Raw genomic sequence first — 21,525 nt, 5'->3', positions numbered from 1 at the left:
AAAGTTAGTTTGTCTAGCATCTAAAAATAAAAATTGACGTTTCACGTTGTTTGTTTCGTTCAGTTTTCAAAGAACTAAAAGCGGGTGAAGAGAATCGAACTCTCGACCAGAGCTTGGAAGGCTCTTGTTTTACCACTAAACTACACCCGCGTGGTCGGGAAGACAGGATTTGAACCTGCGACCCCCTGGTCCCAAACCAGGTGCTCTACCAAGCTGAGCCACTTCCCGTAATTGGCGCGCCCGAGAGGAGTCGAACCCCTAACCTCTTGATCCGTAGTCAAACGCTCTATCCAATTGAGCTACGGGCGCTTATTCATGATGTTTTTTCGTCGTTGTATTTTGGCGACTCAATTATCTTATCATACTACATTTTCAAATGCAAGTACTTTTTTAAGATTTTTTTGATGCGGCCGAGAGGACTTGAACCTCCACGGGGTTTCCCCCACTAGGCCCTCAACCTAGCGCGTCTGCCGTTCCGCCACGACCGCGCGGAAAAAACAAAAGTGAGCCATGAAGGATTCGAACCTTCGACCCTCTGATTAAAAGTCAGATGCTCTACCAACTGAGCTAATGGCTCGTAAATGGCTGGGCTAGCTGGATTCGAACCAGCGCATGACGGAGTCAAAGTCCGTTGCCTTACCGCTTGGCTATAGCCCATCGAAAAAATATCTTATTTTCAAAGACAAATGTTATTGTACCATAATGTCCAATAAAAAACAACTGCCAATTAGCAGAAGTTAAAATGGCGGTCCCGACCGGGGTCGAACCGGCGATCTCCTGCGTGACAGGCAGGCATGTTAACCACTACACCACGGGACCATTTGGTTGCGGGGACAGGATTTGAACCTGCGACCTTCGGGTTATGAGCCCGACGAGCTACCGTACTGCTCCACCCCGCGATAATACTATTCATATAAAATTCATATGGTGGAGGATGACGGGATCGAACCGCCGACCCCCTGCTTGTAAGGCAGGTGCTCTCCCAGCTGAGCTAATCCTCCGAAGTGGTGACCCGTACGGGATTCGAACCCGTGTTACCGCCGTGAAAGGGCGGTGTCTTAACCACTTGACCAACGGGCCAATATGTATGGCAGAGAAGAAGGGATTCGAACCCTCGCACCGCGTTAGCGATCTACTCCCTTAGCAGGGGAGCCCCTTGAGCCACTTGGGTACTTCTCTGTATGGCTCCGCAGGTAGGACTCGAACCTACGACCGATCGGTTAACAGCCGATAGCTCTACCACTGAGCTACTGCGGAATAATGAAGACAATTTGTATCTTATAAAAATTCTTTCTGTAAGTCAAGAAGTTTTTAACAACATCTTGTTCAAACGTGACATGTTTATAATATACTGGATTGCGTTTTTACTGTCAAGATGTTTTCGATATCGGTTTGAGCTTCCCTTTACACTTTCCGCAGACATATCTTTTTGTATTTATTTGACGCCTTCTTACATATTGAAGTAAACACTCCATACATTCATACTTATAAATCTTTTTTTCCTTCTCTTCATTAATCATTCGTTTACAAAAACGAGGTGCATCAACTTTCTTTAACAACTCACGAAAATCTCTGTCCCTGTGCTTATACCCTCTTCCTGTAATATGCAAGTGATAATGACACAGTTCATGTTTGATGATTCCGATTAACTCCTCCTTACCATACATTTCGTAATATCGATAATTCAGTTCAACATTGTGACTCTTCAACAGATAACGCCCACCAGTTGTACGCAGCCTACTATTGAACGTTGCTTTATGTAAAAATGGCATTCCGAAGTATTGTAGCGATACTTCTTCCACTAGCCGTTGAATTTCTTCCTCGTCCATTCTCATTCCTCCTAAACAAAAAAATATTTTTACACTTTTCACGCTTCTTATACATATATTAAATAGTACATATACCCATCCTCATTCAAGACGCGTGGTTTCTAAAAACACAACATGAATAGAAATCCACTCACCAACCTCTCATCAATAGCACTTTAGATTTTTGAGAGTAGGATTAAACAAGGAGGGATTCCTATGCCTACGTGGCTAAAAAAACAGATGCAACGTGCATATTTCGAAAAAAACCGGTATCAAATTAAATTGCTAAATGAATGCTGGTTTTATTATAGCAAAATACATCAAAACTCATAATCCATTACACTTTTTATTCTATAAAAAAAGAGCAGTTTCATCTGCTCTCTTCTCTTACTATTCAATCGGCAACATAGATAGTGCAACGCGTCCCTTTTTTGTATCAATATCATCTACCCATACTTTTACAATTTGTCCTACTGATACAACATCTAACGGATGCTTTACAAACTGTTTACTAAGCTTAGAAATATGCACTAAACCATCTTGCTTTACGCCTACATCAACAAAAGCACCAAAATCAACAACGTTACGCACTGTTCCTTCTAGTTCCATACCACGTTTTAAATCTTCTAATTTCAAAATCCCTTTTTTCAGAAGTGGTTTAGGCAACTCATCCCTCATATCTCGTTCCGGGCTAATGAGCGCATCTATAATATCAACTAACGTCGGCTCCCCAACTCCCGTTTCTTGAGACAACTTAGAAATCTCCACTTCTTCCAATCTCTTTTGTAATTGCGGTTGTCCTACGTCATCTATCGATAACCCTAAACTCTTCAATAACAATTCAACATTTTTATACTGTTCGGGATGAATACCTGTTCGATCTAATGGATTCGCTCCTTCTAATATACGCAAGAAACCTATACATTGTTCGTACGTCTTTGCACCTAAACGTGGGATTTTCTTTAGTTCCGTGCGCTTTGTGAATTTCCCATCCTCTTCTCTCTTTGCCACAATATTTTTCGCAACAGTTTTCGATAAACCTGAAACATATTGTAACAATGCAACCGAAGCCGTATTTACATTAACCCCAACTTGGTTAACAGCTGTCTCTACTACAAATGTTAATGACTCATTCAATCTCTTTTGAGATACATCATGTTGGTATTGTCCAACCCCAACTGATTTAGGATCAATTTTCACAAGTTCAGCCAGTGGATCTTGCAGACGTCTTCCAATAGAAACGGCACTTCTCTCTTCAACTTGTAAATTCGGGAATTCTTCACGAGCTAAATCAGAAGCTGAATATACACTAGCACCCGCTTCATTTACAATAATATAAAAGACTTCCTGCTTCACACTTTGTAATACATCTACTATAAATTCCTCTGTTTCTCTAGATGCTGTCCCATTACCAATTGCAATCATTTCAACTTGATATTTATCTATAATAGAAAGAACTTTCGTTTTTGCGTCATCATATTTACGAACAGGCGGATGCGGATAAATAACATCAATATGTAGTACTTTCCCCGTATCATCTACTACAGATAATTTACAACCAGTTCTATATGCCGGGTCTACCGCTAGCACGACTTTCCCTTTCATCGGAGGTTGTAATAATAAGTTACGTAAGTTCTCAGAGAAAATATGTATCGCTTGTTCTTCAGCTGTTTCTGTTAATTCTTTACGAATTTCTCTTTCGATTGAAGATTGAATTAATCGTTTATAACCATCTTCAATCGCTAATTGTACATAATGCGCACTTTTAGAATCGTTATCACGAATTACTTTCTTATATAAGAAATTTAATATCTCATCTACTGGTGGGACAACAGAAACTCTCAATATATCTTCTTTCTCACCGCGATTCATTGCTAATACACGATGTGGTACTACTTTTTGCAATGGTTCTTCATAACTGTAATACATTTCATATATATTCTTTTCATCTTTTTCTTCACCTTTTACAGACGAAGACATAATACCTTTTCTAAAAGTAATATTTCGAATCCAACTACGATACGTAGCTTCATCTGAAATCATTTCTGCAATAATGTCTTGTGCACCTTGTAAAGCTTCTTCTGCAGATTGCACTTCTTTCTCTGCATTAATAAATTCCACTGCCTTTTTAGCCGGATCTTCTTTCTTATATAACAACAACCATTCAGCTAACGGTTCTAACCCTTTTTCTTTTGCAATCGTTGCTTTCGTTCTTCTTTTCTCTTTATATGGACGATACAAATCTTCTACTTCCTGCAACTTTGTAGCTTTAACAATTTGCTGTCTCAGCTCTCCTGTCAGTTTTCCCTTCTCATCAATAAGACGAATAACTTCTTCCTTCCTATCTTCAAGTTGCATCATATATTGCCATCTCTCTAAAATCGCACGAATTTGCACCTCATCTAAAGAGCCTGTCCATTCTTTTCGGTAACGAGCAATAAATGGAACTGTGTTACCTTCTTCTGTTAATTGAATAACATGACGAACTTGCTTTTCGCTAAAGCCTAATTCTTTCACTAACATTTTCATTAACGCTTGTCGATTATCTACCATTTCCATATACAACCGTAACCTCCTCTATAATAAAAAAAGTTGCCCTTCAAAGAGAGCAACTTAAACTGCCGATTTAAAAATCTATTAGTCCTAAACTAATTTGTAACGCTTCATCTACACGACTCATCATCACTTCATCTAAATGAGTGATTTTGTCCGTTAAGCGTTGCTTATCGATTGTTCGAATCTGCTCAAGTAAAATAACAGAATCTCTCTCAAAACCATACTTTTTCGCATCAATTTCCACATGAGTGGGTAATTTCGCTTTTTGAATCTGTGCAGTAATAGCCGCTACAATCACCGTTGGACTAAAACGATTTCCGATGTCATTTTGAATGACAAGAACCGGACGAACGCCTCCTTGCTCAGAACCAACAACTGGGGAAAGGTCTGCAAAATACACGTCGCCGCGTTTTACAATCAAAATATTACCCCCCGCTAACTAAGCGTTCTACTGTATGAGCTGCTTCATACTCCGCTAAGAAAGCTTCAGATGCAATACCAAGATTAATTTTTCCCATTTCAATATACCCACGTCGCATTGATTCATGTTGGTAGCGTTTCTTCGTCTTATGTTGACGCAATAACAATTGTGTTGCCTGGCAAATTAGTTCATGGCGATTCTTATTCTCTTGTTTTCCAATTCCGTCCAATTCCGTTACCATTTGCTTTGGCAACCGAACCACGATTTCAGTAGTTACACTTGATTCGGACACAAAAATACACCTCCACCGTCAACTACACACCCAAATATATATATGACACCTATTGTAATAATACCATTGTATGGAGCCTGTTGCAAAGACTTCCTTATTCCTTGCTTATGTTTTCCAATTCACAAACAAAACATTCATCTTCTTAAATTTTTTATCTCATAACTAACTAAAAACAATAGAACTCCTCTTCAAAACTTACGTGTAACTTATATAAAAAATGATTATAAGTAAAAAGCTTCTCATCAAAAAGAGCTTATTATCCAGCAATGAACAGTCACTCCAATGACAAGAAGCAATCATACTACCTTCTATATATTGTTCAAGTAATTAATTATCTCTACAACCTTACCATTCCGTATAAATATTCTTGGCACACGGAAACTGATCGTTGCAATAATTTCATAATTAATAGTCCCTGAATATTCCGCAACCTCTGTAGCGCTAATATACTCATCTCCCTGCCTTCCAATAAGCGTAACTTTCGTACCAAGCGGCACTTCACAAGGAAGATGAATCATGAACTGATCCATTGTTACTCGCCCTACAATCGGTACCCTTTTACCATTTATAAGCACTTCAAATCCTTGTAATCTTCTAAGCCACCCATCTGCATAGCCAATCGCTACAGTTGCAATCCATTCTTCAGTTTTCGTTCGGTAAGTGACGTTATAACTAATTCCATCACCTTTAATCACCTGTTTAATATGAGCTACTTTCGTATGCAGTGATAGCGCCGGTTCTAATTCAAATGGTAAAAAAGGACGTATTTCTACAGAAGGAGATAATCCATACATTGCAATCCCAATTCGCACTGCATTAAATGTAATCCCTTGAAAACGTAACGTGGCAGCACTATTAGCTGTATGGACAAACTTAGGATCCACTCCGAATTCTTTCAACCAACTTAACTGCTCTAAGAACGTGTTATATTGCTTATCAAAATACGAAGTCTCAACCTCATCTGCCGTTGCAAAATGCGTGTATACTCCTTCTAACTCTAAAAACGGTGCACCTTCTAAACTCTTTAAAAATGCTTTCAGTTCTTTTCTTTCACGTATTCCAATTCTCCCCATACCACTATCAAAGTTAATATGGAATTTCATTACAGATGAACCATCCCAAAGTTTAATTGCTTCGTCCACCCATTCTTTTTGAAAAACAGTTAGCGCTACATCATTTTCAGCAGCTACATTTACATCACGCGGCGGCGAGGGACCTAACACTAAAATCGGCACAGTAATACCAGCCCTCCGAAGCACTAAAGCTTCATCTAAAAAAGCCACAGCTAACCTTGTTGCACCCGCTTCTAATGCCGTTTTAGCCACCGGTACATAATCGTGCCCATACGCGTTTGCTTTAACTACAGCAAAAATCTCTACATCACTTGGGATGAACTCTTTAATATGCGTAACGTTGTTATAAATGGCATCTAAATCCACTTCCACCCAAGTGTCACGGTAAAATGGTGCTTCTTCCATAAATACACTTCCTTATACACGATATGCGAAGCTTATTCTTTTATATGCTTCTTTTATGAAATCCACCTTCAAACTAAGAAAAGACGTGGTGCACATATATCACCACGCCTAAGAAGTTTACTTCACCTGCTTCGCTGTAACTGAACGAGCAACCATTAGTAGCTCCTTCGGCTCTAAACCTTTAGACACGAGCATATATTCTACTCCGTTATGCGACCACGTTACAGAGTCTTTCGTCAATGCACCAATCGTAAACCCAAGATCAACTGGTTCTCCACTTACACTTACCGCTGATGAAGCCTCTGCAACTTTTGCCTTTTCTTGTATTAAAGTAAAGGATTTCTTATTTCCAGTGTATGTGAGTATCGCACGCTTGCCACTGTCTGTCTTCAACTCTTTTTCATCTTGCAGAGTCATACCTTGCGGTGTATCAAGTGGATACAAAATAGCAAACGGTTTGTCTTCTTTCGCTGTTGTTTGAACATCTACCTGCGCTCTAGACATATTTTGTTTCGTATCAAATGCACCTTTATCAAATTTCGCATCGAATTTCACCTTAGAGAAATCTACTTTTACAAGAACATTTTGATCATTATCCATTAACTTCACTGAAACTGGAGTCAAATCGCTCTTCTTCAGCGTAATCTCTTGTTTCGGCAACATATTTTGATGTTGATAGTTTGTTTTTGTTTTAAAAATATAATACTTATCTGTTTTCTCGAAAGTAAGGTTTTTCTTATCCTGCAAAATATCTCTTACAAGTGATTCATATAAATAAGCCTGGCTGCTATTTTGCGGCCAATCACTTTGAAAACGGAAGCTCTTATTAAGTGCTGGCGTTAATACAAATACACCTTCTTCATTTCTTAAAATGATTTGGCTCTGATCTTTTTTTGCATTCTTTAAATTCACACGATAAAAAGACGGTTCCTTATGCCAAATCTCTACATTATACTCCTGAGGCTCATTTCCTGTTTTAATAGATAATTTCGCTTCAGCTTGATAACTTTTCATCCCTTTTACTTTCGCTTCTAAATCTCTCACGACATCATCTTGTTTCTTTTCCACACAACCCGCCAACACAAAAACGGTCAACAAACCGACAAGAACTAAAAACAGACGCCTTTTCATCACTTCAGCCCCTTTGCCCCTATAAATGAATGGAAGATGTACCTTCCTTATCGCTACCTCAAATATATGAGACAAAGATATAAAATATGCAGACTAGCGTGACGAGCTTTCTAAAACAACTTGAGCAACAGCAAATTCCTTACTATGACTAATTGATAAATGAACAACATACTCTGTACTTGTAATCAGAATCGGCTTACCTCTTTCATCATTTTTCACTTCAATATCTAAAAAGCTCACTTCTTTCCCGATACCAGTACCTACAGCTTTTGAATACGCCTCTTTCGCTGCAAACCTTCCAGCTACAAACTCTGTAAGACGACTTCCTTTCAGCTCCATAGCAACATTACGTTCATTTTCTGTTAAAATACGTTCCATAAATTTAAGCTTTCCATCTAGCATTTTTTCAATACGATTTAATTCAATAATATCGATTCCAATCCCTATAATCATTTCAAAATCCCCTTCTTCTATTTAACTTTCTTCTTTCATATTGATAAGAATAACAGAGAATCTTTCTGATGCAAAAGGGGTGGTAGTAACCGTATGCTAATAAGACCTACTCAGATTTCTTTACAACCGACTATTCTCACCTTACTTTTTATTCACTTAGTCATGATGATATTAGGCGACTTTTTCCTCTTCCCACTGGCAGCCTCTAATGAATATATCGCTAAAGGAGAATGGTGGCGTGTCATAACTTCCCTTCTGGTACACGTAGACTTACAACATTTTCTTTCTAATAGTATTTTTTTGTTTGCACTTGGTTCTTCTATCGAAAAGCAACTCGGACACTTTTCTTTTTTTATTCTATTTTTTCTTTCTGGAATTTCTGGAAATATTTCTTCTTATATTATTATGCCTCCTGAATATATTCACGCAGGTGCATCAGGTGGTATTTTCGGGCTATTAGGCGCACAATTATTTTTATTGTACAATCGATACCGCTCTTCAAAACCAAAAGAAATTGCCATTTTCTCAATTATGATACTTCTATTACTGCTATTTACTTTCTTTAATCCTTCCGCCAATCCGATCAGTCATTTAACAGGTTTAATAACCGGCGGCATTTTAACTCCCTTTTTAACAAAAAAAAACGATGGTGCAAAGCTTATTTAATATAAAAGCTTGCACCATCGATAATTTCTACATCTACCTGTTCGTTTAAATCCCTCATTAATTGAAATAAAGACTCATCCTTCATCTTCGCCTCAATCATACAATCAATTTGCGGAACACTTCCCTTTATCCTTCTTAAAAAAGATAAAAATGCGTCTACATTAATATAATCTGCATGAGCTCTTGGATCTTTTCCCTCTCTAGGGCTAGAGATATGCATTTTAACCGGTAACAAAGATGTTTCCCACGTATGAACAACACGTGGCCAATCTTCATACCAATCTTCTTGCTCATTATTCATCATATGGTGATGCAAATCAAACACGACGGGAATATCTAATTTTTCTCCTAAATATAATGTTTCCTCTAACGTAAAAGTTGTATCATCATTTTCTAATATAATCATTTCTTGAATACCCCTTGGGACATTAGACCAATTCTCTATAAAACGCTCTAATGCAAGTTCTTTATCTTTATACCCTCCTCCAACATGTAGTACACATCGTTGCTTATGTTCAATCCCCATGCCTTTTAATAATTTTTTGTGCATCTGCAATGTCTTTACAGATTGTTTAAAAACACTCTCCTCAGGTGAATTTAGTACAACAAAATGATCTGGATGGAAATCAATTCGCATATTCATATGAATTGCATATTCACCTAATTCTTTCAATTTTTCTTTTAAAGGACGAATATAGTTCCACTCTAGCAATTCCTCATGATTCGCTAAAGGAATGAGCTTAGAACTAAGCCGAAAGAAAGATATGTCATGTCCCTTATTATGCTTTAATAAACGTAAACAATTTTCCAAATTGGAATTAGCAATTCTTTCAAGTTTACGAATTGCAGCATCACGATCATCTATTTTCTGAAACTGTGCGTACGTCATCGTTTGAGATGGGGATGCATTCTTCAAATGCACACTCATCGCAACGTAACCAAGCCTTACAAGCATATAACAGCCCCTTTTCTATCATAACTACTATGTAGTATGCACAATTACAGAAATAAAAAAAGAGAATGCCAACAAAGGGCATTCTCTTTTTTATTAAGCTTGTGGACGGCTATGATGTTTTCTTTCGCCGCGTCCATTTGAAGATCCTGGGCGACCTTGACCTTCACCTCTACGACCACGACTACCACCATCACGATTACGATCACGGTTTCCGTCACGATTACGATCACGGTTTCCGTCACGATTACGTCCATCACGGTTACGACCATCGCCACCGCCACGTCCGTCACGACTACGATTACGGTTACCATCACGGTATCCGCCTCCGTTACCGCCACGTTTTTTAGAACCGCCACCTCTTGAAACAACTGGTGGTTCTGATGTTAAAGCGATCGGAGTTGTATCCGGCTCTTTAGTCATCATTTTTAAAGCAGCAGCTACTACTGTTACAGAGTCATTCTCTTCTAACATTTCTTCTGCAATACGCTTGTAGTATGATAAGTTCTCATTTTGGATTGTGCTTTGAAGTTTTTCAGCGATTAAACGTTGTTGACCTTCTAATGCCTCATCAAGTGTCGGTGCTTCCATACGATCAACTTTACGCTTTGTTGTACGCTCGATATTTTTTAATTGTCCTGATTCACGTGGTGTTACAAATAACATTGCAATACCTTTTTTACCTGCACGGCCAGTACGACCGATACGGTGAACGTATGATTCTGGATCTTGTGGGATATCGAAGTTGTATACGTGTGTTACGCCTGAAATATCAAGACCACGTGCAGCAACGTCTGTTGCAACAAGAACTTCAATAGCACCTTCTTTAAATTTACGTAATACAGACATACGTTTCGCCTGTGTTAAGTCACCATGAATACCTTCTGCTGCATAACCACGTAAGTTTAATGCTTCTGATAATTCATCAACACGACGCTTTGTACGACCGAATACGATCGCAAGCTCTGGAGATTGAATATCTAGTAAGCGTGTTAACACGTCAAACTTTTTCTTTTCTTGCACTTCTAAATAGAACTGCTGAATGTTTGGCATTGTTACTTCTTTTGCTTTTACTTTAATGTGTTGAGGCTCAGTCATGAAACGCTCAGCAATACGACGGATTGGATCTGGCATTGTCGCTGAGAATAATAATGTTTGATGTGTTTCTGGCACATCTGTTAAAATCGCTTCAATATCTTCAATGAAGCCCATGTTTAACATTTCATCCGCTTCATCAAGAACAACAGTCTCTACGTTTTGTAAGCGAAGTGTTTTACGGTTAATATGATCTAAAATACGACCCGGCGTACCAACAATAATGTGTGGGTGTTTTTTTAGAGCACGAATTTGGCGGTTAATATCTTGACCACCATAAATTGGTAGAATACGAACACGTTTATGTTTACCAATTTTGTATAGCTCTTCTCCAACTTGAATTGCTAATTCACGCGTTGGCGCGATAACAATACCTTGAACTGCTTCTTTATTTGTATCCACTTTATCTAATAGTGGTAATCCGAATGCTGCTGTTTTCCCTGTACCTGTTTGCGCTTGCCCAATAATATCCTTACCTTGCAATGCATGTGGAATTGTTTCAGCTTGAATCGGCGTAGCCTCTTCAAAGCCCATACTTTCAACCGATTGCAGTAAAGACTCACTTAATCCTAATTCTCGAAATGTTGTCAATGTTACTTCTCCTTTTCTATCCTATACTTATCATTTAAAAAAAGGCGTTTTCCGAATTTGCGGAAAAGCCCTTTTCCTGAATGCTCACGTATATAACCGGGCGTATATTCTTCACGAAAATACTTCTAAACGTTATTACACTTTATCAATTATAAGTTTTGTATGTGTAAAAAGCAAACCCAACTGTTACCTTATTTTATATTCAGGGCCTTTTTCTTTACTTTTATTTTTTTATCATTTACTGTAAGCGCTTATTATAAGTTTCTTCTATTTTCGTGACTATCATCCCTATTTATATACACCAATTATTTCAACATCGTAATTACTTCTTCTAATTTCATACCGCGAGATGCTTTTATTAATACAACATCTTTCGCATCGACTACTGCTTGTAAATCTCTTACTAACTCTTCTTTATTATCATACGCCTTTACACGTTCATTAGGGAAATTAATTTTTGCTCCTTCAGCAATTTGAGCTCCTAATCTACCGTATGTGAATACATGTGAGATTTTTGCTGGATCGATTAATTTACCTACCTCATAATGGAACTGCACTTCTTGATTTCCAAGTTCTAACATATCACCAAGCACAACGATTTTTTTAGTAAATCCATCTAAACCATTCATTAAATGGAATGCTGCCTCCATAGCCGTCGGACTTGCATTATAAGCATCGTTGATAATTGTTAATCCACTATCCGTTTTTACAATCTCCATACGCATGCCCGTCATTTGAAGTGTTACTAAACCTTGTTTCATTTCTTCCCACGTCACACCAAAATGTGTCGCAATTGCCATTGAAGCAAGTGTATTGTACACATTATGTTTTCCTAACACCGGTAGGTAGAATGAAATATTTTCATCTCTATTCATTTTAAAATGTGTCCCAGTTGCCTGTAATGTTACAGTTGTTGGATAGTAATCGTTGGCTCTTGCATCACCAAACGTAACTGTTTCCGCTGCTAAATTCATTTCAGGAACACGATTCGTTAATAACGGCTCATCTCCATTATATACGAACACGCCACCTTCTTGTAACCCTGTAACAATTTCTAATTTCGCTTCAGCAATGGCCTCACGAGATCCTAAATCCATTAAATGTGCTTCACCAATATTCGTAATGATAGCTGCATTAGGACGAGCTAACTTAGATAAAAATTCAATCTCTCCTCGGCTTGACATACCCATTTCTAATACAGCTACTTCTGTATTTTCTTCTAAGTTTAAAATAGTGAGAGGTAACCCAATATGGTTATTGAAATTTCCTTCTGTTTTTTGAACTTTGAACTTAGTCGCGAGAATACTTGTCACAATATCTTTCGTGGATGTTTTACCGTTACTACCTGTCACACCAACAACTTTAACATCCAATTGATCGCGATAGTTTTTCGCTAACATTTGCAGTGCAGATAGCGTATCTTCTACAAAAATAACCGGAAGATTCTCGGGTGGATTTGCTACATCTTTCATCCACAATGTAGCTACAGCTCCATTTTCAACTGCTTTATCTACAAAAGCATGTCCATCGAAACGCTCCCCTTGAATCGGAACATATAAGTTTCCTTTTTCAATTTTTCTCGTATCAATAGACACGCCTTGAATAATAGTTCCCTCATATTGCTCTGCTAATCCAGTACCATTTACCATCTGTTCTACTTGCTTTAACATTCGCTTTATCATATAGAAACGCTCCTTACATAGAGGAAGCACTATTCCTACGAATAGTGCTTCCTCCTTTTTTTGTTAGATTGTATATTTAATTTTTTGTTTTTCTTCGTGACGTTCAATCGCTAAACGAATTAACTCTTCGATTAACTCTGGATACGGTAACCCAGTATGTTGCCATAATAGAGGGAACATACTAAACGGTGTAAATCCTGGCATAGTGTTTACTTCGTTAATATACACTTCTCCGTCTTTCGTTAAGAAGAAATCAGCTCGCGTTAAGCCTGCACCATCTAATGATTGGAACGCAATAATTGCATCACGCTTAATCACATCAGATTCTTCTTCTGTCATTTCAGCTGGAATAATTAACGCCGTATCACCATCGATATATTTCGACTTATAATCATAGAAGTCCTTTTTCGGAACGATTTCACCTACAACTGAACATTTCGGCTCATCATTACCTAGTACCCCAACTTCTACTTCACGACCTACAATATTTTCTTCTACAATAATTTTGCGATCAAATTGGAATGCCTCTACAAATGCATTCTCAAGTTCTTCACGATTTTTACACTTATTAATACCAACACTTGAACCAAGGTTTGCTGGTTTTACGAAACAAGGATATCCTAACTTATCTTCTACTTTAGAATAAGCTTCCTGACGATCTTTTTCCCATGCACTGCGAATGAAAGACGCATATTTTGCTTGTTTTAAACCAGCCTCTGCAAAGATGTTTTTCATAACAACTTTATCCATACCAGCAGATGATGCTAGAACACCATTTCCTACATAAGGAATATTCATCAATTCTAATAATCCTTGAACCGTTCCATCTTCACCGTTTGGTCCATGTAGTAATGGGAAAATAACGTCAATAGCGTTTTCCTCAGAAGCTGCAGATGGAATAATCTCTGTACTTAATGATAACGGAGAAATCGCATTTTCTGCACTACTCATTTTTAAAGCTTCAACATCTGTTACTTCACCTTCAATACGCTCACCACGTACCCATTGACCTTGTTCTGTAATATAAATTGGATGAATCTCGAATTTATCTTGATTTAACGCTTTAATAGCAGCAAGAGCCGTCTGTAACGAAACTTGATGCTCAGCTGATTTTCCACCATATAATAAACCTAATTTAATTTTTGTCACTGAAATCACCCTAACCAATTGTTTTCATTTTTCTATTTTAGCACTTTTTATAAAAATAGGTAGTTCCTATTTGAAATAAAATGTAACTTCCACAAATAATTAAATGACACTACTTATTGGTTTTCTACACTTTTTCTATTCCACTACTATACAAAGGTGAATTTTAAAATGAAATGGTAATCCTATCTAGTTATGTACCTAAAATATGTAGAAATCCCCTTTTTTGTGTATGTCACCTATTTACTAAGAAGATTGTTTGGTTAGTGTATCTTTTTGCCTTTGCTCAACAAGGCGATCTAAAGAAATATATACAATACCTGCAACTACACATCCTACAGCTAAAATTGTAAATAGCAAGTGGCCAAGTAATCGATCTAATAAAAAGCCTCCCAAAAGTGGACCAAATGCGCTTCCTGTAATCCACTGCAAACTTGCAGCGCCCATATAAGTCCCTCTCAAATGCTCAGGGGCCAAGTTTGCTACAAATGTCATCTGTACAGGCGACATAATCATCTCACCTAACGTATATATAGCATAAACGAACAGTAGTGTTATTAAAATAACTGTAGCATTTGTATTAAACTCTCCAAACCACTTCGGTAACCACCCTATAAAAAATAATCCAATCCCGAACAAACATGCACCATATAACATCGTCTTCCCGACTGGTTTATCCGTAGCCCATTTTGAAATTTGAAATTGGAATAAAACAACTAATAGTCCGTTTAACGCCATTAAATATGGATATGGATTATTCGCTCCAAAAGTACGCTTCATTTCGTTATCAAAATGTAGTGGCAACATGCCTTCTGTTTGAGAAAACCCCATCGAAATGATAATACCTGCTAATAAGTAAATCATTAATGCCTTATCTCGCATGACAATTTTCCAAACTGCCCCAGATTCCTTTTCTTTATGTTCTTCCTTATCTGTCCTCTTTGGCATCGTCTCTTGAATAAGAAGTAATACAAGTAACGCATAAAATAGCATTGTAGAAGAGGCAATAATAAACACAAGATTCTTTGACAACACAACTACTGATGCTCCCATTATCGGACCAATCGCAGCACCTATATTGTGTCCCATTCGTAATAAACCATATGCCTCTGTTCTTTTTTCTGGTGCCGTTACATCTGCGACCATAGCTGATGCAGCTGGATGAAATAAAGAATTACTCAATCCTAAAAAAATAGATAAAATTGCATATGGAATAAATCCTTCTATAAATAGAAAACCGAGCATTAATAATGCATTACTTGCCATAGAAAATATCATAATCGGCTTTCTTCCATATATGTCAGCAATTCTCCCTCCTATAAGTGAACCAAAGCTTGCAGCAATTGGAGAAAGCGCCATAATAACCCCAACTTCCAACAACGAATCTACCTTATCTTTTAAATATAATGCAAAAAAAGGCATTAACATCATCATTGCAATTCCATTTAACGTCTCTCCAATAAATCGAATCCATACGTTACGGTCCATCTCCCTTAACTCACGCCACGTATTTTTCATCATTTCACTCCTTTAGTTAGCCAACAATTATCTTATAATAAGTTCAGAAAAATGTAAATTTTCAAATAAAAAATCCATTCTAACAGAATTAGAATGGATTTTTTTCGCTTATAAATTCGCAACATCTTCTTCTTTTTTACCATTATTTAAAGCACTATGTTTTCGGCTATATAAGAAGTAAACCGCTATACCAATAACCATCCATATCCCAAAACTAATCCATGCTGTCCCCGATAATTGAAGCATTAAGTATAAACAGAAAATCACTGTTAACGCTGGTAAAAATGGTACAAGCGGAGCCTTAAATGCCCTTGGTAAGTCTGGATGGGTTCTTCTCATTACAATTACCGCAACAGCTACGAGTGCAAATGCTGACAATGTCCCCATGTTTACAAGATGTGCTAAAACATTTAAATCTATTAATCCTGAAATCAGTGCCGCAATAATTCCCGTTGTCCATGTATTTAAAAATGGCGTTTTAAATTTCGGATGAACTTTAGCAAGACGCTTCGGTAATAAACCATCTCGGCTCATCGCATAAGAAACACGAACTTGCCCATACATCATAACTAGCATTACTGTTGTAATCCCTGTAATTGCTCCTACTGAAATTACCCCCGCTAAGCCATCTTGTCCAATAAATTGCAGTGCAAAAGCAACTGGATCTGATATATTTAGCTGGCCGTATGGAACAATTCCTGTCAAAATAAGCGAAACAACGATATAAAGAACTGTACAAATTAATAACGATGCAATAATACCAATTGGTAAATCACGTTGCGGACGTTTCACTTCTTCTGCCGCTGTTGAAACTGCATCAAATCCTATAAATGCAAAGAATACTGTGGCCGCTCCAGCCATTACACCATCTAAACCAAATGGCATAAAAGGCGTCCAGTTTTCAGGTTTCACATAATTAAAACCAGCAAAAATAAAAATAAGAACAACTGCTATTTTAATAAATACCATAATGTTATTTACTCGTGCACTTTCACGAACACCTCTAGATAAAAGAACTGTCATCACTAAAATAATTAGAACTGCAGGTAGATCAATTATTCCACCCTTTCCTGTACCAGGAGCCGAGGAGAGAATAGTCGGAATGTGGATTCCAAACCCCTTTAATAAAGATTGAAAATATGCAGACCAACCGTTTGCTACAGCAGATGTAGCAAGTAAATATTCAAGCATTAAGTCCCAGCCAATTAAAAATGCGAATACTTCCCCCATCGTCGCGTATGTATACGTATACACACTGCCCGAGACAGGAACTGAAGAAGCAAATTCAGCATAACAAAATGCAGCAAAGGCACAAGCTAGCGCGGCAATCGCAAATGATAATATAATAGCTGGCCCAGAATGTTTCGCTGCCACAACACCCGTTAGAACAAAAATACCAGTTCCAACAATTGCTCCGATTCCAAGCATAGTTAAATCTAGCGCGCCCAATGTTCTCGCTAACGTTTTTTGCTTACTTTCTTGCATTAACTTTGCAATTGGCTTCTTTTGAAAAATTTGCTTCATCTTTCACTCCTCCAAGTTTTAAATTTTCTGAAAATTTTTAATTCGCTTTTTTATTTTACTCATTACGCTTTTCCTAGTCAATACTTTTGTCGAAACAAGTAGAAATCCTTCTGAATATGCACTATCCTTATCATTCTTTCTATATATCTTTCGACAACTCTTTTTGGTATTATTATACATGTCGATTCCACAAAAAAGGCATGCTCCCTTATTGGGAGCATGCCTTTTTTTACTTATTTCACAGTATATGAACCTTGTTCAATCCAGCTATACATATATTTTTCATCTTCTGTTTCATGTGCTTGTTTTACAATACGAAGCGGACGGAATGTGTCTATCATAACAGCTAATTCAAGTGTCTCTTTCTTCCCTATACTTGCCTCTGTTTTCCCCGGATGCGGCCCATGGGGAATCCCGCTCGGATGAAGTGTAATAGAACCTTCTTCCACACCTTTGCGACTCATAAAGTTTCCTTCTACATAGTAAAGAACTTCATCACTATTAACATTACTATGATAATATGGTGCCGGAATTGACTCTGGATGATAATCGTATAAACGTGGTACGAAAGAGCAAATAACAAAATTATGCCCTTCAAATGTTTGATGTACTGGCGGTGGCTGATGAATGCGCCCTGTAATTGGTTCAAAATCCTCTACATTAAATACCCACGGATATAAATAGCCATCCCATCCAACAACATCTAACGGGTGGTGTCCTAAAACATGTTTATGCATATAGCCTCTTGATTTTGTCATTACGACAAACTCGCCTTTTTCATCATAGGTCTCTAATTTTTCTGGACCACGAAGATCTCTTTCACAAAACGGACTATGCTCTAACAATTGTCCGTATTCATTTCGATAACGACGCGGCGTTGTAATTTGGCTATTCGCCTCTACAACAAGAAACTTAGTCTCTCCTTTATCTGGAATAACACGATAAATCGTTCCAATTGGGATCGTTACATAGTCGCCTTTTCTATAGTGAATCGTTCCAAACATTGTTTCAATTTTCCCTGTTCCATAATGAACAAATAACATTTCGTCGCCATCACCATTACGATAGAAATAATCCATTTTTTCTGTTGGGCTCACTACTCCAATTAACAAATCTTCATTTCCAAGTATGAAATTTCGTCCACTTATTGCATCACCACTTTTTTTATTTTCTTTCGTTCGGAAGTGGCGATGAGAAAGAGCAACATCCTCTTCATACTGCAACTGACAAGAATGCGATAATGCAGAATGACCTACTTCTGTTGGCATATAGTGATGATACAAAATAGACTGCGTACCAGAAAATCCTTTCGTTCCCATTACCTGTTCACGATAAAGCGATCCATCTTTTTTACGAAATTGTACATGTCGTTTATGAGGTAGTTCTCCCATGTGACGATAAAACATGCCCATCACCCGCTTCCTTTTCTTTTTTGATCGTATTACGTAGTGTACCTAAACCAGTAATCGACAGCTCTACAACATCTCCATCTTGTAGCCACTCTTCTGTACCAAGTTCTAAAATACAGCCTGTTCCTACTGTCCCAGAACCAATCACATCTCCTGGATATAACGTCACGTCCTCTGAAGCACGTTCAATCATTTCAGCAAATGTATAGTAAATATCTTGGAAGTTTCCCTTTGATAATAGTTTTCCATTTACATGAGCAGTCATTTCTAAATCATATCGATCACCATTACGATAAACATCTAATTCCTCTTTCGTAACAAGATGTGTTCCTAACGAAGTTGCAAAGTCCTTTCCTTTCGCAGGACCGAGACCTACTTTCATTTCTGTTGCTTGTAAGTCTCTCGCACTCCAGTCGTTCATAATACAATAACCAAAAATATATTCCTCTGCTTGCTCACGAGAAATATTTCGCCCTTCTTTTCCTATTACGCAAGCAATCTCCAACTCGTAATCAAGCTTTTTAGACTTTTTCGGACCAATTACAAAATCACCGGAACCAATTACAGCACGATGATTAGTAAAATAAAAAACCGGAATATCATACCATTCAGGCACAACATCTAGTCCTCTTCGTCCACGAGCTGTTTTTACATGTTGTTCAAATGCGTAAAAATCTCGAATACTACTCGGATTAGGAAGAGCAGCTGTCAATTGTACTTCTTCTAAAGCATATATACCCTTATTTGGATTCTTAATATTCCGCACTACTTCTACATACTCATCCGTTTTCTCTAAAAAAGCCATTATAGAAGAAGGGATTTTCCCTTCACTAGCAAGATTCATATCTATTACTTTGTCACCTTCAAGCCATCCAGCCCGTATTTCTTTTGAAGGAAGACGAAATGTAACAAATTTCATCCTGATTCCTCCTTATAAAAATGAAATTTCCACCAGCAAAGGGACTTTTGCTGGTGGATATGAATCTTATAAGTTTCCGCGACGCTCTTGTTCTCTTTCAATTGATTCGAATAACGCTTTAAAGTTTCCTTCACCAAATCCACGAGAACCTTTACGTTGAATGATTTCAATAAATAAAGTCGGGCGATCTACAATTGGTTTCGTAAAGATTTGTAGTAAGTAACCTTCATCATCACGATCTACTAAGATCTTTAATTCTTTTAATTTATCAATTTCTTCATCGATTTTTCCAACTCGTGCAGTTAACTCATCATAATAAGTATCAGGTGTATCTAAAAACTCCACCCCATTTGCACGAAGCGCTTCAACCGTTTTAACAATATCACTTGTTAATAAAGCAAGATGCTGTACACCAGCTCCATTATAGAATTCTAGATACTCTTGAATTTGTGACTTTCTCTTTCCGTCTGCTGGTTCGTTAATAGGAAACTTAATACGGCTTCCATTTGTCATAACTTTCGACATTAAAGCCGAATACTCTGTACTAATATCATCATCATCAAAATGAATCATTTGTTTAAAGCCCATGACATTCTCGTAATAACTAACCCACTCTTCCATTTTTTCAACATTACCAACTACATGATCGACAGCAATTAAGCCAGACTCTTCAAATGGAATATTAAACTCTACCTTTTCGAATCCTGGCATAAATGCCCCTTTATAATTTTTACGCTCTACAAGCGTATGAATTGTATCACCATACGTACCAATAACTGCTTTTTTCAATGTACCGTCCTCATCTGTTAATTCCTCTGGTGGAGCAATTGCGACGGCACCACGTTTCACTGCTTCTGAGTATGCTTTATCAACATCATCGACAAGTAGTGCCACATCCTTGACGCCATCACCATGAGTCTTTACAAACTCTGCAATACGATTTTCACTACTTAAAGCTCCAGACACAACAAAACGCATATTTTTTTGCACAAGAACATAAGATACCTTTTCACGGTTTCCAGTTTCTAATCCAGAGTAAGCCACAATTTTGAATCCGAATGCTCTCGCAAGATAATAACTCGATTGCTTTGCATTCCCTACGTAAAATTCCAAATGATCTACATCACGTACTGGAAAAAAGTCCTCCATTTGTGCAGCTAGCGTATCCATAGATTTTTGTTTCATAATATCTTCATCCCCCTGTAAATAGATTAAATGGTCCATACTTAAAACCAACCGAAAACGCTTCCAACATAAATAAATAGAAATTAGTTAGCAAGCTAACAAATTCTGACCTTTAAAATTTTCTATCTTTTCTGTCAAATTCCTCTTTTTTTCTTACATATAAAATTCGACTTTTTTCTCTTTGAAATAAAGTGAAACTTTAATCAGCCCTCACCAATCAGGCTTTTACTCAGTGGATTTTTGATTATTCGTTGAATCAAGTTGCAACCGCAGCGTCTAATTAGCCATGGATGCTAAATAATGAGGTAACTTTAATACTTGAAGGTATATAAGAAGAAAATAAAAAAGACTCCAACATATTTACTGCTTACTAATACGTTAGAGTCTTTATTTTTTTTGAATGGTTGTATTTATATATATCATACTAATACACTTGCAAGGAATAGAATAAATGATGTTAATATTACCGCTCCACCTAAGGATCCTAATAAATCCGTTTTTGTTACTTGAAACACTTGTTCACTGTTCATATCCCTCATTCTCCTTCCATTTTTGTTTGATTTAAAACTTCTATTATACTAATACGCTTGATAGAAATACGATTAATGCTGTTAATACTACCGCTCCACTTGCTGATCCTACGAAGTCACCTTTTGTTACTTGTAATACTTGCTCTTTCATATCTTTCATTCTCCCTTC

Annotated in this window: 20 protein-coding genes and 12 tRNA genes; 2 read left to right on the top strand and 30 right to left on the bottom strand. The window is 37.4% G+C overall.

Annotated features, from left to right (window positions below; all coding sequences use genetic code 11):
• Positions 1 to 79: 79 nt before the first annotated feature.
• The 13 genes from MRP26_RS30455 to MRP26_RS30395 form a co-directional block, all read right to left on the bottom strand.
• A tRNA-Gly gene (locus MRP26_RS30455) sits at positions 80 to 150 on the bottom strand.
• 1 nt (position 151) lies between these two features.
• Positions 152 to 228, bottom strand: a tRNA-Pro gene (locus tag MRP26_RS30450).
• A gap of 4 nt (positions 229 to 232) precedes the next feature.
• Positions 233 to 309: transfer RNA gene (locus MRP26_RS30445), tRNA-Arg, on the bottom strand.
• Positions 310 to 405: 96 nt separating this feature from the next.
• Positions 406 to 488: transfer RNA gene (locus MRP26_RS30440), tRNA-Leu, on the bottom strand.
• A gap of 16 nt (positions 489 to 504) precedes the next feature.
• Positions 505 to 577: transfer RNA gene (locus tag MRP26_RS30435), tRNA-Lys, on the bottom strand.
• 5 nt (positions 578 to 582) lie between these two features.
• Positions 583 to 657, bottom strand: a tRNA-Gln gene (locus MRP26_RS30430).
• A gap of 86 nt (positions 658 to 743) precedes the next feature.
• Positions 744 to 819: transfer RNA gene (locus MRP26_RS30425), tRNA-Asp, on the bottom strand.
• A gap of 3 nt (positions 820 to 822) precedes the next feature.
• Positions 823 to 899 (bottom strand) — tRNA-Met (locus MRP26_RS30420).
• Between the two features lie 26 nt (positions 900 to 925).
• Positions 926 to 1,001: transfer RNA gene (locus MRP26_RS30415), tRNA-Val, on the bottom strand.
• A gap of 4 nt (positions 1,002 to 1,005) precedes the next feature.
• Positions 1,006 to 1,080: transfer RNA gene (locus MRP26_RS30410), tRNA-Glu, on the bottom strand.
• An 8-nt stretch (positions 1,081 to 1,088) separates the two neighbouring features.
• Positions 1,089 to 1,179: transfer RNA gene (locus tag MRP26_RS30405), tRNA-Ser, on the bottom strand.
• A gap of 3 nt (positions 1,180 to 1,182) precedes the next feature.
• Positions 1,183 to 1,257, bottom strand: a tRNA-Asn gene (locus MRP26_RS30400).
• A gap of 113 nt (positions 1,258 to 1,370) precedes the next feature.
• The gene (locus MRP26_RS30395) at positions 1,371 to 1,829 is read right to left on the bottom strand and encodes a SprT family protein (RefSeq protein WP_016083957.1); all 459 of its coding nucleotides are present in this window, start codon (positions 1,827 to 1,829) and stop codon (positions 1,371 to 1,373) included.
• Positions 1,830 to 2,024: 195 nt separating this feature from the next.
• On the opposite strand from MRP26_RS30395, the gene cmpA reads away from it, so the two are divergent.
• Entirely contained in the window at positions 2,025 to 2,141 is a 117-nt protein-coding gene (gene cmpA, locus MRP26_RS30390; protein ID WP_001143640.1) for a cortex morphogenetic protein CmpA, read from the top strand.
• A 57-nt stretch (positions 2,142 to 2,198) separates the two neighbouring features.
• Here cmpA and MRP26_RS30385 read toward each other — a convergent pair whose 3' ends face one another.
• From MRP26_RS30385 to acpS, 6 genes are all read right to left on the bottom strand, one after another.
• Positions 2,199 to 4,367 (bottom strand): Tex family protein, encoded by a 2,169-nt coding sequence (locus MRP26_RS30385; RefSeq protein WP_000426207.1) that lies wholly within the window; start codon positions 4,365 to 4,367, stop codon positions 2,199 to 2,201.
• Between the two features lie 67 nt (positions 4,368 to 4,434).
• Entirely contained in the window at positions 4,435 to 4,785 is a 351-nt protein-coding gene (gene ndoA, locus MRP26_RS30380) for a type II toxin-antitoxin system endoribonuclease NdoA (RefSeq protein ID WP_000635965.1), read from the bottom strand.
• A 4-nt stretch (positions 4,786 to 4,789) separates the two neighbouring features.
• Positions 4,790 to 5,077, bottom strand: a complete 288-nt coding sequence (locus tag MRP26_RS30375; protein ID WP_000004570.1) for an antitoxin EndoAI — start codon at positions 5,075 to 5,077, stop codon at positions 4,790 to 4,792.
• 308 nt (positions 5,078 to 5,385) lie between these two features.
• The gene (alr, locus tag MRP26_RS30370) at positions 5,386 to 6,555 is read right to left on the bottom strand and encodes an alanine racemase (RefSeq protein WP_000390593.1); all 1,170 of its coding nucleotides are present in this window, start codon (positions 6,553 to 6,555) and stop codon (positions 5,386 to 5,388) included.
• Positions 6,556 to 6,672: 117 nt separating this feature from the next.
• Positions 6,673 to 7,623: a LolA family protein gene (locus MRP26_RS30365; protein ID WP_002094231.1), complete on the bottom strand. Its 951-nt coding sequence runs from the start codon at positions 7,621 to 7,623 to the stop codon at positions 6,673 to 6,675.
• A 156-nt stretch (positions 7,624 to 7,779) separates the two neighbouring features.
• A complete protein-coding gene (acpS, locus tag MRP26_RS30360; RefSeq protein ID WP_000583418.1) occupies positions 7,780 to 8,139 on the bottom strand; it encodes a holo-ACP synthase in 360 nt (119 codons plus the stop codon).
• A 93-nt stretch (positions 8,140 to 8,232) separates the two neighbouring features.
• Between acpS and MRP26_RS30355 the strand changes: the two genes are divergently transcribed.
• Positions 8,233 to 8,805, top strand: a complete 573-nt coding sequence (locus MRP26_RS30355; protein WP_064531738.1) for a rhomboid family intramembrane serine protease — start codon at positions 8,233 to 8,235, stop codon at positions 8,803 to 8,805.
• Here the strand turns inward: MRP26_RS30355 and uvsE are convergent.
• From uvsE to MRP26_RS30300, 11 genes are all read right to left on the bottom strand, one after another.
• Complete coding sequence (gene uvsE, locus MRP26_RS30350; RefSeq protein WP_064531740.1) at positions 8,798 to 9,760, bottom strand: UV DNA damage repair endonuclease UvsE; 963 nt, start codon at positions 9,758 to 9,760, stop codon at positions 8,798 to 8,800. The two genes, MRP26_RS30355 and uvsE, sit on opposite strands and share 8 nt — an antisense overlap.
• Before the next feature lie 93 nt (positions 9,761 to 9,853).
• Positions 9,854 to 11,443 (bottom strand): degradosome RNA helicase CshA, encoded by a 1,590-nt coding sequence (cshA, locus tag MRP26_RS30345; RefSeq protein ID WP_000206602.1) that lies wholly within the window; start codon positions 11,441 to 11,443, stop codon positions 9,854 to 9,856.
• A 305-nt stretch (positions 11,444 to 11,748) separates the two neighbouring features.
• The gene (gene murF, locus MRP26_RS30340) at positions 11,749 to 13,125 is read right to left on the bottom strand and encodes a UDP-N-acetylmuramoyl-tripeptide--D-alanyl-D-alanine ligase (RefSeq protein ID WP_000595969.1); all 1,377 of its coding nucleotides are present in this window, start codon (positions 13,123 to 13,125) and stop codon (positions 11,749 to 11,751) included.
• 63 nt (positions 13,126 to 13,188) lie between these two features.
• Positions 13,189 to 14,274: a D-alanine--D-alanine ligase gene (locus MRP26_RS30335; RefSeq protein ID WP_000161433.1), complete on the bottom strand. Its 1,086-nt coding sequence runs from the start codon at positions 14,272 to 14,274 to the stop codon at positions 13,189 to 13,191.
• 243 nt (positions 14,275 to 14,517) lie between these two features.
• On the bottom strand, positions 14,518 to 15,789 hold the full coding sequence (locus MRP26_RS30330; RefSeq protein WP_069354765.1) for an MDR family MFS transporter: 1,272 nt from the start codon (positions 15,787 to 15,789) through the stop codon (positions 14,518 to 14,520).
• Between the two features lie 108 nt (positions 15,790 to 15,897).
• A complete protein-coding gene (bcaP, locus tag MRP26_RS30325; RefSeq protein ID WP_242807488.1) occupies positions 15,898 to 17,313 on the bottom strand; it encodes a branched-chain amino acid transporter BcaP in 1,416 nt (471 codons plus the stop codon).
• Positions 17,314 to 17,546: 233 nt separating this feature from the next.
• Entirely contained in the window at positions 17,547 to 18,719 is a 1,173-nt protein-coding gene (locus MRP26_RS30320; RefSeq protein ID WP_242807490.1) for a homogentisate 1,2-dioxygenase, read from the bottom strand.
• Complete coding sequence (locus MRP26_RS30315) at positions 18,685 to 19,641, bottom strand: fumarylacetoacetate hydrolase family protein (RefSeq protein ID WP_053565410.1); 957 nt, start codon at positions 19,639 to 19,641, stop codon at positions 18,685 to 18,687. Before MRP26_RS30315 ends, MRP26_RS30320 begins: the two co-directional genes overlap by 35 nt.
• Before the next feature lie 66 nt (positions 19,642 to 19,707).
• Positions 19,708 to 20,826, bottom strand: a complete 1,119-nt coding sequence (gene hppD, locus MRP26_RS30310; protein ID WP_053565411.1) for a 4-hydroxyphenylpyruvate dioxygenase — start codon at positions 20,824 to 20,826, stop codon at positions 19,708 to 19,710.
• A gap of 419 nt (positions 20,827 to 21,245) precedes the next feature.
• Positions 21,246 to 21,356 (bottom strand): DUF3948 family protein, encoded by a 111-nt coding sequence (locus MRP26_RS30305; RefSeq protein WP_001083691.1) that lies wholly within the window; start codon positions 21,354 to 21,356, stop codon positions 21,246 to 21,248.
• A gap of 43 nt (positions 21,357 to 21,399) precedes the next feature.
• Positions 21,400 to 21,516 (bottom strand): DUF3948 family protein, encoded by a 117-nt coding sequence (locus MRP26_RS30300; protein ID WP_000654250.1) that lies wholly within the window; start codon positions 21,514 to 21,516, stop codon positions 21,400 to 21,402.
• Between the last annotated feature and the right edge of the window lie 9 nt (positions 21,517 to 21,525).

It is taken from the genome of Bacillus sp. CCB-MMP212 (genome assembly GCF_022748145.1).
Taxonomy (GTDB): Bacteria; Bacillota; Bacilli; order Bacillales; family Bacillaceae_G; genus Bacillus_A; species Bacillus_A cereus.
This window is presented reverse-complemented; position numbering and strand designations above follow the sequence as displayed.